The sequence below is a fragment of the Pseudomonas sp. NPDC089428 genome, assembly GCF_044749325.1.
Lineage (GTDB): Bacteria > Pseudomonadota > Gammaproteobacteria > Pseudomonadales > Pseudomonadaceae > Aquipseudomonas.
Window position 1 is genome coordinate 351,370 of sequence record NZ_JBIVHT010000004.1, and the last position, 11,593, is coordinate 362,962.

At 61.1% G+C, this 11,593-nt stretch carries 10 protein-coding genes; 6 read left to right on the forward strand and 4 right to left on the reverse strand.

The window, feature by feature from the left end; translation table 11 throughout:
- The first annotated feature begins 66 nt into the window (after window positions 1-66).
- From ACIPZ5_RS10430 to ACIPZ5_RS10455, 6 genes are all read left to right on the forward strand, one after another.
- Complete coding sequence (locus ACIPZ5_RS10430) at window positions 67-1,185, forward strand: glycosyltransferase family 61 protein (protein WP_400808345.1); 1,119 nt, start codon at window positions 67-69, stop codon at window positions 1,183-1,185.
- 234 nt (window positions 1,186-1,419) lie between these two features.
- Window positions 1,420-1,596 carry an EPS-associated small membrane protein EppA gene (eppA, locus tag ACIPZ5_RS10435; protein WP_261940155.1) on the forward strand — a complete coding sequence of 59 codons (177 nt, stop codon included), beginning with the start codon at window positions 1,420-1,422 and terminating at the stop codon, window positions 1,594-1,596.
- A 290-nt stretch (window positions 1,597-1,886) separates the two neighbouring features.
- Complete coding sequence (locus tag ACIPZ5_RS10440; RefSeq protein WP_085679806.1) at window positions 1,887-2,432, forward strand: polysaccharide biosynthesis/export family protein; 546 nt, start codon at window positions 1,887-1,889, stop codon at window positions 2,430-2,432.
- Between the two features lie 25 nt (window positions 2,433-2,457).
- Entirely contained in the window at window positions 2,458-3,576 is a 1,119-nt protein-coding gene (locus tag ACIPZ5_RS10445) for a hypothetical protein (RefSeq protein ID WP_400808348.1), read from the forward strand.
- A 20-nt stretch (window positions 3,577-3,596) separates the two neighbouring features.
- Window positions 3,597-5,162 (forward strand): GumC family protein, encoded by a 1,566-nt coding sequence (locus tag ACIPZ5_RS10450; RefSeq protein ID WP_400808350.1) that lies wholly within the window; start codon window positions 3,597-3,599, stop codon window positions 5,160-5,162.
- 11 nt (window positions 5,163-5,173) lie between these two features.
- Window positions 5,174-5,977: a CpsD/CapB family tyrosine-protein kinase gene (locus ACIPZ5_RS10455; RefSeq protein WP_400808353.1), complete on the forward strand. Its 804-nt coding sequence runs from the start codon at window positions 5,174-5,176 to the stop codon at window positions 5,975-5,977.
- 66 nt (window positions 5,978-6,043) lie between these two features.
- Here the strand turns inward: ACIPZ5_RS10455 and ACIPZ5_RS10460 are convergent, their stop codons facing one another.
- The 4 genes from ACIPZ5_RS10460 to ACIPZ5_RS10475 all read right to left on the reverse strand — a co-directional run bounded on the left by ACIPZ5_RS10460 (window position 6,044) and on the right by ACIPZ5_RS10475 (window position 11,571).
- A complete protein-coding gene (locus ACIPZ5_RS10460) occupies window positions 6,044-6,355 on the reverse strand; it encodes a hypothetical protein (protein WP_400808355.1) in 312 nt (103 codons plus the stop codon).
- Window positions 6,356-6,401: 46 nt separating this feature from the next.
- Window positions 6,402-7,364, reverse strand: coding sequence for a UDP-glucose 4-epimerase GalE (gene galE / locus ACIPZ5_RS10465; RefSeq protein ID WP_400808358.1), 963 nt, complete (start codon window positions 7,362-7,364; stop codon window positions 6,402-6,404).
- A 75-nt stretch (window positions 7,365-7,439) separates the two neighbouring features.
- Window positions 7,440-10,040, reverse strand: a complete 2,601-nt coding sequence (locus ACIPZ5_RS10470; RefSeq protein ID WP_400808361.1) for a glycosyl hydrolase family 5 — start codon at window positions 10,038-10,040, stop codon at window positions 7,440-7,442.
- A 4-nt stretch (window positions 10,041-10,044) separates the two neighbouring features.
- Window positions 10,045-11,571, reverse strand: a complete 1,527-nt coding sequence (locus ACIPZ5_RS10475) for an O-antigen ligase family protein (protein ID WP_400808364.1) — start codon at window positions 11,569-11,571, stop codon at window positions 10,045-10,047.
- Between the last annotated feature and the right edge of the window lie 22 nt (window positions 11,572-11,593).

Sequence of the window (11,593 nt, forward strand, 5' to 3'; positions counted from 1 at the left end):
CAAGGCAAGCCTGGAGTGCGTGCCTTGCATCAGGCCAGAGACCTGTCACATCGGGAGGGGCGCTTCATGGGTAGCGGCATTTCGAATTTCAGTGGCTCTTCGGCCGCCAGCCAGCACACCTGGACCCTGGCGGCCTACCGGCACATCGCGAGAAAGCGGCTGGCGCGCAAGGCAGACATCGATATCAAACGCATCGCCGAGAAGTCCTGGGATATCGCCCCTGGAGAAACCACGGTGTCGCCGCCGGCCTTCTATCTGCCCAATCAGCTGGAGCGGGTGACGGGCTGGGAGGCCAAGCGCTTTTATCCGTATGTGCATCCCGCCCGTACCATGGAAGGCGGGATCAGGGTCGAGCAAGGCCCCACCCGCGGCTACCTGCTCAAGGATGTCTGGCTGATCGACGGCGCCTTGTACAAAGGCAGCGCCAGCCACTGGTTGTCATTGAAGCCGAGCCGCTTCCCAGGCGTTGCGGTGGACCATGAAATCGACCGTGGGGCCATCTATTGCACCCAGAATGGCAATACCTGGTTCGGCACCTGGCTGATGGAAGACTGCCCGACCTACGCCCTGGCCTGCGACGAAGGCGTGCCGGTGACCACGGCGCCGTCGGCCCGTTACCCACTGTTCACTCAAGGGCCGGCGTATGAACGTTGGCTGGGCATGCAGCCATTGCGCACGCGAGGCGCGTTCTTCCATGAACTGGTGCTGTTCGATGACCTCAGCAACAACCGCAGCCGGTACGCACGCTACCGCGCCATGGGTGACAAGTTGCTGTCGCACGTCGACGCGGCGCCCCACCCCGGCGTGTTCATCCTGCGCGGCAGCGATGGCGACTTGCGCCTGATGCGCAATGAGCTGGAAGTTGCCGCGCACCTGCAGAAATACCGCGGCTTTCGTATCATCGACCCGATGAAAACGGATGTGCCAGGCATCGTCGCTGCCTGCGCGGGGGCCAGGACAGTGATTGGGGTCGAGGGCAGTCAGCTGGTGCATGGCGTCAATGTATTGCAGCCTGGCGGCTCGATACTGGCCCTGCAGCCACCAAACCGGTTCGTGAGCTATTACAAATACCTGACGGATCGCGATCACCAGCACTTCGGTTTCGTTGTCGGGATGCCGCAAGGCGAAGGCTTCACCATCGATATCGATGAAGTGGAGCGAACGCTGGATCTGTTCCCTTATTGATCCCGATGTGCCGGCAATCCACTGCCAGGCTGCGCGCCGCCATGCAGCCTTGGCAGGGCGTCGAACCCAGCAAATTCATGCTGACGGCATTTTGACGAAGCCAGCCGTATCCCATTGAGATTTATTATGGTGTCGGATCATTGACGTAATGTCATTGTGCCCATAAGCTCAAATCAACAGCGATCCAGTCTTCCGCCAAATCAATAACAACTTTCCTCTTTGCAGGAGGCGTCTATGCGCTCGACTCTGCTCATCAAGTCTTTCTTCTTGTTGGTATTGTTGACTGGTGCAGCGCGAGCGGCTGACTCTTATTTGACCGAAAATACCATTGTTCCGCTCTCCACGGCGGGGTGGTTGTTTGCGTCTGCCGTGATCGGTTTTATCGCGGTGGCCGGTAGAAAGAAGATCTAAGTTGTTCCCGCTTTATCGCGATGCCAATGCCTTGACGCTAAAGTGTGGATGTTTACGTTTTTCCGGGTGGTCCATGCTTGTGAATTTTACAGCTGTTGCTATATTCCAGTAGCCAGCGTCCTCGGCGCGAACAGCGGCAAAAAAGCAGGCAGGGCGGCATCGCGGTAAAGGGCCTCCAGGATGGGTGGGGCCGTCGCAGCACTCAAGCAAGCTGCGAAGCGGAGCGAGAGGTTCGTCGTTGTACTCATTCAGTGCTCTTAACCTGGGCCGACCGGCCGGAGGGATCCCTCATGGTACGTTTGCTGATGTCCGTTCTCTGCGCCCTGGTGGCCTGGTCTGGTACCGCCGCTGCCGACACTTCCTCTTCTGCCTACCTGTTAAGCCCCGGTGACAAAGTCATGATCTCGGTCTGGCAGGAAGACACCCTGCGTCAGGAAACCGTGGTCCTTCCCGATGGCAGTATCACCTTCCCGCTGGCGGGTCGGGTGGATGTCGCAGGCCTCGAAGCCACCGCCGTGGCGAAAAAGATCGAGACCGCGCTGAAGCCTTATCTGGCCCAGCCGAATGTCAGCGTGGTGGTCACCAGCACCGCTGGCAATCTGGTGTATGTTCAAGGCAAAGTGATCAAGCCCGGCCCGGTACCGATGGCAGGCCCTACGGCGGTGCTTCAGGCCCTGAGCATGTCGGGCGGAATGGACAAATTCGCCGACGAAAGCGCCATCAAGGTCATTCGCGGCCAAAAGGTCATGCCGGTGCGTTACAAGGATCTGGTTTCTGGGCGTGACATGTCCACTAACTTCCAACTTCAGGCTGGCGATACGCTGGTCGTACCCTGACTCTCCTAATAACTAAGAACGACTTGTGCCTATCAATAAAACGACGAGTGTTGTAACGGCAATCATGATGATGCCGTTCTCCGGAATGGTTGATGCCGCCAGCTGGCAGTCTTCAGTCGAGGTTCCCACGACTGTCGAGTACGACAGCAACCCATTGCTCCTGACGTCCAAGGAGAAAGGTGTGACGCGTACCATCATTGCGCCTGATTACACCCTGGTAGGTCAGTTCGATCGCGATCAGTTGCGCATGGGCGTGGGCATGCATGTGCTGCGCTCATCCGACCGCTCGGTGATGGATGACCGTGAAGACCCCAACCTCAGCCTGGGCTGGCAGCGCGAAACCGAAAGCGGCGGTTTTGGCTTGCTGGCGCAATACGATGAGAGCTCGACGCTTTCGGGTGCGGTGCAGGATACCGGCGTGGTGACCACCACCGATGGCACCCAGAAGATGTCCAGGCTTTCGGGCAACTGGAGCAGCGCGGTGACCGAGCGCAGCACCTTGGCCAACGAACTTCGTTACTCCCATGCCAGTTACGACATCAGCACGCTGACCGGTTACGACGAGTACGCCAACGACTTCACCTGGACCTATGCCTGGAGCGAGCGCACCGACATCATTACCGGTTTCGAAGCCCGGCGTTACGAGCCCGATGACACCAGCGCGGCGGTCGCCACCAATAGCTACGTCCCCAGCATTGGCGTCAAGTATCAGTTCTCCGACAGCCTGGTCGGCGCCATGCATGTTGGCGTCAACCAGACTGACGGTACCGGTACCCAGCGCCGTGGTGAAGGCGGCGCATCGCTGACTTACCGCGGTGCGCGCACCGAGGCCAGCTTCAGTGCCGACCGCAGCACGATGTCCAACGCCCAGGGCGGTGCTGCCGAGATGGACATGGTGCGTGGCAGCTGGAGCTACCTGCTCACTGAAACCACCCGGGTCGGTGCAGATGCCTGGTGGCAGGACAGCAAAGGACAGAACCCAAACACCCTGCAGACCTACAGCGTCTGGGCCAGCCGAGCGTTTTCGCCGGCTTGGGACCTGCGGTTTTCGTTGCTGTACAAGGAGCGCCAACAGGATGGCCTGCCCGATGCCGACGCTACCATCGCTGGCTTGACGCTGACGTATAGATACCCCGACATCTGATTATCGGATTGGTGGCCACTATGAAATCTGAGTACGAGCTTTCTATCAAAGATTACATCGCCATCATCAAGGACCGTGCCTTGCTGCTGGGGATCGTCATAGTGGTCGTGCTGGCGGCGACCATCGGCGTGGCAATCAGCGTGCCGCCGATCTATCAGTCGACCGGGACCATTCTGGTGGAGTCGCAACAGATCTCTCCGGACCTGGTCTCGGCCGGCAACAACACCTTTGCCGATGAGCGTATCGAGGTCATCCGCCAGCGGGTGATGACCCGCGAGAACCTGATGCGGATCATCGACAAGTACAACCTGTTTGCCGACCGTGGCAGCCGCTTCAGCGAAACCGACAAGGTCGAGCAGATGCGCAGTGCGATCGTGGTCGCCACGCTCAGCACCTACGTCAAGGGACGCGGCGAGGCCACCGTGGCCTTCACCGTTTCCTATGAAGACAAGCGCGCGGACGTGGCCAAGGAGGTGGCCGACGAACTGGTGTCGCTGTTCCTCAACGAGAACATGAAGCAGCGCACCGAGCGCGCCACCGAAACCACCGAATTCCTCTCACAGGAAGCCGACAAGCTCGGCGCCGAACTGGCCGACCTGGAAAACAAGCTGGCGGACTTCAAGCAGGCGCATTCTAATGCCTTGCCTGAAAACCAGCAGTTGCGCATGAGCATGTTGTCGCGCTCGGAACTTGAGTTCCGTGAGGTGGACCGTGACTACAAGGCTGCGCAGGAAGAACTGCGTTATCTGGAGCTGGAACTGGCGGCGGCCAATTCCGGCGTGCCGACTCAGGCGGCCAATGGCAGGGCCGTTGCCCCAGACCCTCAGGATCTGCCTGGGTTGAAGGCCGAGTACGCCCGACTGCTGACCAAATACACCGAAGCGCATCCGGACGTGGTGGCGATCAAGCGCAAGATCGACGCGCTCAAGGCATCGGATAACCAGGGCATTGCCGCAGCAGCCGGCGGCAACCTCGACGCCGCGCGCGTACGGACCAAGATGGCTGCTGCGCAGTCGCGCATCGCCTCGCTGGCCGATCAGAAGCGCCAGCTGACCACCAAGATGGAAGGCTACGAGGCTGACATCCTCGAGGCGCCGCAAGTCGAGCGCGGCTTGGTGACGCTGCTGCGTGACCATGACAACGCACGCAAGAAATACGAAGAAATCCGCAACAAGCAGATGGGCGCGAAGATCACCGAAAGCCTCGAGCAGGAAAACAAGGCCGAGCGCTTCGTGCTGCTGGAGCCGCCGCTGATGCCGGAGAAACCGGTCAAGCCCAACCGCAAGAAAATCGTCGCCCTCGGCCTGGTCCTGGCACCGGCCGCTGGCGGTGGCCTGGTGATGCTGCTGGAAATGCTCAATCAGCGCGTGCGCGGTGTCGGTGCCCTGGAAAGCGTGTTGGGCCGGCGTGTGCTGGTGGCGGTGCCGTACATCTCGACCAACGAAGAAAAGGCCAGGCGCAAGAAGCTGCTGTCGATGATGATCGGTGCTGGTTTGCTGCTGGTAGCTATCCTGTTGGTGGTCGTCCATATGTTCTACATGCCTTTGGACCTCCTGCTTTTCAAAGCTATGGCTCGGTTTGAATAGGGAGCGCAGCGATGGACAGAATTACGCCGGCTGGTAAGAACATTCACCAGGTTTCGCCTGCCACGTCCGAGACGGCGCAGGTACCTTCGGTAATGGACAAGCCCGGGGAGCTCGGGCAATTCGATTACATTCAGACCAAGGTGGTGCCGCTGAGTGCGGAACACCTGGAGCGTAACCGGATCGTCTCCTTCAACAAGAACTCGAACATGAGCGGGGCGATCGACCTGCTGCGTACCCAGGTGCTGCAGGCCATGGAGGACAATGGCTGGCGCACGTTGGCGATCACCTCGCCAACGCCCGAGGCGGGCAAGACGGTGCTGGCCGTCAACCTGGCCATGAGCATCGCCCACCACACCAACAAGACCGCCTTGCTGGTGGACTTCGACCTGCGCCGCCCCAGGGTTGGTCGCACCCTCGGCTTGCCGATGGATAAAGCCCTGAACGATGTGCTCAATGGCAAGGCCTGGCTCGAAGAGGCGCTTGTCAACCCGACGCTGCCGCGCTTTGTCGTGCTGCCGACGCGCGAGCCGGTACCGATGTCCACCGAGGTACTGTCGTCGCCCAAGGTGAACACCCTGATCGGCGAGCTGCGCGACCGCTATGACTCGCGGATCTGCATTTTCGACCTGCCGCCACTGCTGAGTTCGGATGACGCGATCACCGTGCTGCCGAAGTTCGACTGCGTGCTGCTGGTGGTGGCCAATGGCATGAACAGCAAGAAGGACATCGAGGATTGCCTGTATCACCTGGCGTCGTCGAATCTGGTCGGGGCGGTATTGAACAAGGCGGATGAGCAACCGCGGACGTATTACTGACGACCTCGCCTGAGCCGAAAGGCTTGTCAGCGCTATGCGCGGCTGCAGCCCGCGTCGATGTCGCCGCTACTTCGACGCGTTCATGTTCGCCTTTAATTTCTGGAAGGCTTTCGAGCTTCGGCCATCGATGAGCTCTATGTAAAAAGTGGCGAATGCATGCTCCAGCTCGTGATAGCCGCCCAAAGGCGTTTCGGTAAAGTACCGATGGCCAGGGATGTCTCGAGCTTCCATGGGTGACGTGATCTGATGATTGACTGCTTGCTCGATCAGCCCGCTCAAGGCCTGGAGCAATAAGGCTGCAGCCGGTTCATCGTACTCATGCTGCTCCAGCAGGCTGCGTAGCTTGATGGCCGCAAGTTTTAGTGCATCGAGGTTCATGCAGGTTTCCGGGGGTGGGCGAAAGTTTCTTTCCTTAACAGTAAAATTACTTCCAGGGATACTTCAACTCCCACTCCCACGCATGGCGCACGATCTGATCCAGTGCGGTGAGCGCCGGCTGCCAGCCCAGCACTGACCTGGCTTTTTCAGCATCCGCCACCAGCCGGGGTGGGTCGCCAGCCCGACGTGGCGCTTCAATGACAGTGATCTGCCGCCCGGTAACCGCCCGTGCAGTCTCGATCACTTCCTGCACCGAAAACCCTAATCCGTTGCCCAGGTTGAACGCAGTGGTCGCCCCCCCGGCCAGCAGGTAATCCACGGCCAGCGCGTGCGCCGAAGCCAGGTCGGCGACGTGGATATAGTCACGCATGCAAGTGCCATCCGGAGTGTCGTAGTCATGGCCGAACACCGTCACGGTCTCGCGCCTCTCAGAGGCCGCCTTCAGGATCAGCGGGATCAGGTGGGTTTCGGGCTCATGGCATTCACCCAGTTCGCCGTCTGGGTCAGCACCGGCCGCATTGAAATAACGCAAGCTCACCGAACGCAATCCATACGCCCGGTCGAAGTCTTCGAGCATCTGTTCAACCATCCACTTGCTGCGCCCGTAGGGGTTGATCGGCACCTTGGGATGCTGCTCGTCGATGGGCACGTACTGAGGGTCGCCGTATACGGCGGCACTTGAAGAGAAGATCAGCCGCTTGATGCCTGCCCGCACCATGGCCTCGAGCAGGCTCAGGGTCGCGCAGACGTTGTTCAGGTAATACTTGTCGGGGTCTGCCACCGACTCACCGACCTGGATGAACGAGGCGAAATGGAATACCGCATCGAAGTGATAGTCGCTGAACAGGGCGTCCAGCGCGTGGCCGTCGGCGATGTCCAGGCATACCCATTCGATGCCGGATGCCGGCGCCTGAAGGTCCGCCACCACCACCTCGTGGCCGGCACGCAGCAGGTGCTTGACCATGTGTGAGCCGATATAACCTGCACCACCGACAACCAAGTACTTCATCCAATCCTCCTGGAGCAGACGCAGCGTCGAATGCCTGGAATACAGGGCTTCAATGACTGTAGATGGCGATATGCCCTATTTCAAGAACAGCCAATTGGCCATGTGCTGGCCATCGAAGGTGATCAGGTAGCGCCCATCCTTGTAGCTCGCAGGCAGGGGATTTTCTTTGCCATCGGCACTGCGGCTATAGAGTTTCAGGCCCGCCGGTGCCTTGATGCTCAGGCTGCCTTGCAGGGGTTCGACATGGAATGGCGTTACGTCGTCGGGCCTGGGCACGGCGCGGCTGCCCAGTGAAATGAGCAGGTTGCGCGACTGCTTGAGCGGGTTGGCATCCAGGCTCTGCACCACGACGCTGGCATAGGCGGTTTTCAGCTGGAGCTGGAGGTCACCCACGGTGAGCGACTGGCCGCCCAACCAGCCGGTCGCCGCTTGGGTCATGGGCGTATCGATGGTGTAGAGGCCCTGCTGCCAGTTGTGCCGCAGCTCACCGGTGTCGGTTACCGCTTCGCTGGCATCGCCATCGATCAGCGATTGCCCAGGGTCTTTCAGCACCTGCGCATCGGCGGGTATCGCGCCGGCCTGCAGCCACGGCAGCTCTGGGGTTTGCGGCATGGCGATCTGCAGCCGGCCCTTCTCCATAGCCGTGCGCAGCATCACCGAGTTGGCCGGTGAGATGTCCTGGTTGAACAGGGTCGCCGCTGTGGGCGCGAACACGTAGCGGGTCTTGGCCTGGTGCACGTCCTGGCGCCGATAGAGCAGGGCGGCGGCGGGGAGGGTAGCGATCAGCCCCGGGTCGTTGTAGGCATTCCAGTTGTCGGCCCGGCGCCACGGTTCGAAGAATGCCTGCTGGCTGTAGGCGTATTGCATGATCGCATCCCAACCCTGGTGGCTGGCGGTGCCGGCCACGTACAGCGGCAGTGAGTGGCGATCGGGCAGGGGGAAGGGCTCGGCGTTCCACTCGGTGACGGTCATCGGCTTGCCCAGCACCTGGGCCGCACCCAGCCAGTTGATCATGCCATCGCTGCTCAGCGGGTTCTTCTCCAGCTGGCCGAGCCCGCCGTAGCTGTGGGCGTCGACCACGTCGCCAGCAGTCAGGGCTGGCAGCGAGGACAGGCCATTGAGGCCCCAGGTGCTGGTGGTGGCGATTGGTACCTTGACCCCGAGGTTGCGCAGGTAGCCGATCATGTCGACGTAGAAGCGCTGCTCCAGGTCATTGAGAAAGAGCTTCGAGGGGCCGTGCTCCCAGGCGCGCCAGGTCTTGTCCGCCGGCAAGTCGTGGCGCTGGGCGAAGGCCTTGGCCTGGTCCATGTAGAGCCGGCTGTGTTTCGGTACATCCTTGTCGGGCAGCAGTGCGTTGCCGAAGTGGTGGGTGACGTCGTTTTCGTTGGTGATCAGCACGGCGGCAATCGCCGGGTCGTCCTTGTAGGCGAGCCCGGTGTAACTGTTCACGTGGGTCAGGTATTGCTCGGCAAAGCGCTTCAGCGCTTGCTGCAGGGTGACGTTGACGAACAGGTAGCCCTTGAGGCCGGCGACACCATGGTCCTTAGGCAGCTCGTCGAAACCGTAGATGTTGTCGGCGGCCGTGACGGGCCGCGACACATGCAGGTCGAGCCAGACGTAGATACCTTCGTCCTTGAGGCTCTTGATCCACAGGTCGATCTTCTTCAGCGACTCGGCGCTGAGCGTTTGGGTGTCCTTGATCTTCTGCAGGTCACCGAAAATGTTGGGCGTTACCCAGGGGGAGTCGTGGTGGTGCAGGCGCACGAGGTTGAAGCCCAGGGCCGACAGGCGCTTGGCCTGTGCTGTGATTTCCTCGTCGGGCGTACGGAACAGCGAATAGGCCGACAGGTTGGTCCCCCAGAAACGCACCGGGGTGCCGTCGGCGAACACCAGCTGCTCGCCATCGGCCTTGACGAAGCCGCGCTTGCCGGCCGGTTTCTCCGGCGCGTTGAGGAACGACAGGTCGACCGGTGAGGTGCGCCAGTCGAGCTGGTCATCCGGCCATGTCGTGGGGTCGGTGATGCCAAAGCGTTCCGTGGCGGTCTGGCCGAGGGTGATATCGCCGGTCACGCTCAACTGCGCCTTGATCCGCTGTTGCCCGGCCTTGATCGGGTCGGCGTAGAAGAAGGTGCGTATCTGGTCGGTGTTGCCCCGTTCGAAATAAACCTTGGCCAGCGGCGGCTCGAAGCGCATTTCGACGTGTGGCCCTTGGGGGTTCTTGCCCCACGCCCAGCCGCGATTATCAGGCAACAGCACCGGGTCGCCCATTTCCCCGGCAATCAACGTGGGGTCGAAGCGCCAGACGATGCCGCCACCCATCACGTTGCTCTGCCTGCTGTGTGCCTGCAGGTCGAAGTCCCAGGTGAGGGTTTGCGCCTGGGGCTTCTGGATGTCGGCCTTCAGGTCGAAGTCCAGGTCCTTGTTGCTGCCAGTCAGTGTGTAGCGGTAGGGCCCCTCTACCTTGAGCGTTGGATAGAACCCGGTCCAGCCCCAGTTCGCGCCCCAGAAGTCGAAACTGGATACGAAGGCCGGGCCCCCCCCGTGGGTCAATGTCGGCAAGCCGTTCTGCTCGTCGACACGCACGATCCATTCCGCTGCCCAGCTGCTCACCGGCAAAGCCAGCAGGCCGACCAGGAGCGATGTGCGGGTCCATGTACACAGGGCAAGACTGGGCATCGAACTACCTCGGTTGAAGGCTGACGGCGGTTACCTGGCTGAGCTCCGTCGCGGGTTGTCGGCGCATCATCTGGATGTAGGCGACGCTGAGTCCGGCAAGCGACCAGTACACGATCGGGATGACCGTGATGCTGCTGACGGTGAAAATGGTCACCAGGATCCCCAGCAAGGTCGCCAGCAATACCCGCCCCAACAGGCGGTACGGGTCGGTGTTGTCGGTGAGCGTGCGCATCGCGTTGCGGATACCGAGCAGGATGCAGGCGAAGAAGCCCAGGAACAGCCCCAACCCCACCAGGCCGACGCGCAAAGCCAGGCCGACGTAGGTGTTGACGATGTCGATGATGCCTTCGCCCTGGATCATCGATTGCATTTCCGGTGTGCTGCGGTAATCGAAGGAGCCGAACAGCGGGTTGCGCTGGATGACGATCCATGAATTGTCGAGCAGGCGTTGGCGGTAGGTGATGTTTTCCGTATCGACCTTGCCAATGAACGGCAGCAGGTCGAGCACCTTGTCGCCACCAGGCATGACGCTCAGCAAGGGAATCGCCAGCACCCCGGCCAGGGCCAGCAACGCCAGGCGCGACACGGCGTGCCTGCCCAACGCGATGAACACCACCACGATCACGCCGGCACCTATCCACGGGCCGCGCGAGAGCGGGGCGAACAGCCCGGCGGCCAGCAACAGGGCGCCCAGATAACGGTGCGCAGGTTTCTGCACGAAGTGCTGCACGAACAGGAAAAGGCCCATGGCAACGGCCATCACGTAGCCGAGCACGATGGCTTGCCCGGTGGTGACACTGGCGCGCAACGAGCCGCCGCGGCTCAGGTAGGCCTTCATGTCCCATTGCAGGCCCAGAGCATCGAGCAGGGCGTTGTACAGCAGCCAGTGACGGACATACTCGGCAACCCCGAGCAGCGCCAGGAGGAAGCCAGCGAGGACGAATGCCAGCATGGCATCCTTGAAGTCACTGAGCTCGCGCAAGCCACGGCTGGCCACGTAGTAGGGCAGGAACACATCGATATACAGGCTCAGCACCTGGCGCAGCGTGTCGGTGACGGTGGTCTCACGCAACGCCAGCGCGCTGGTCAGCACCAGGCTGGCCAGCAACAGCTTGTCGGCCAGCAGGCGGCCGAAGCGAATGCTCTCGCTTTGCTTGCTCAGCACCAAGGCGGCCGGCAGCAGCACGCACAGGGTCAGGACGCGTTGGTGGTTGATGTCGAACAGGTAGTTGATCACGCCAAAACCGGGTATTTCGGTCATAGCCGGCGGGATCAGGAACAACAGCAGGAAAAACAGCGCCAGCGGGTTGTGCTCGCGGCGCCTGGCGACCAGCAGGATGACCGTGGCGGCGGCGGCATACAGCCAGAAGCTGTGGGCAAAGAATGCCACCAGGGTCAAGGCAAACCACAGGTTGCGGCGTCGCTTGTAGTCCGTCAGGGGGATCAGGTCCGTTGCCGGACGCCGGGCCATGAAGAAAACCACACTGGCCACAAACACAATGACGACCAGGGCTCGTAGATGTTCTGGCATGGGTTGTAGGCACCTATCCCTC

Coding starts and splice junctions, on each gene's coding strand:
- ACIPZ5_RS10470 (WP_400808361.1), bottom strand. CDS start 10,040: ATGCCCAGTCTTGCCCTGTGTACATGGACCCGCACATCGCTCCTGGTC.
- ACIPZ5_RS10430 (WP_400808345.1), top strand. CDS start 67: ATGGGTAGCGGCATTTCGAATTTCAGTGGCTCTTCGGCCGCCAGCCAG.
- ACIPZ5_RS10455 (WP_400808353.1), top strand. CDS start 5,174: ATGGACAGAATTACGCCGGCTGGTAAGAACATTCACCAGGTTTCGCCT.
- ACIPZ5_RS10475 (WP_400808364.1), bottom strand. CDS start 11,571: ATGCCAGAACATCTACGAGCCCTGGTCGTCATTGTGTTTGTGGCCAGT.
- ACIPZ5_RS10450 (WP_400808350.1), top strand. CDS start 3,597: ATGAAATCTGAGTACGAGCTTTCTATCAAAGATTACATCGCCATCATC.
- galE (WP_400808358.1), bottom strand. CDS start 7,364: ATGAAGTACTTGGTTGTCGGTGGTGCAGGTTATATCGGCTCACACATG.
- eppA (WP_261940155.1), top strand. CDS start 1,420: ATGCGCTCGACTCTGCTCATCAAGTCTTTCTTCTTGTTGGTATTGTTG.
- ACIPZ5_RS10460 (WP_400808355.1), bottom strand. CDS start 6,355: ATGAACCTCGATGCACTAAAACTTGCGGCCATCAAGCTACGCAGCCTG.
- ACIPZ5_RS10440 (WP_085679806.1), top strand. CDS start 1,887: ATGGTACGTTTGCTGATGTCCGTTCTCTGCGCCCTGGTGGCCTGGTCT.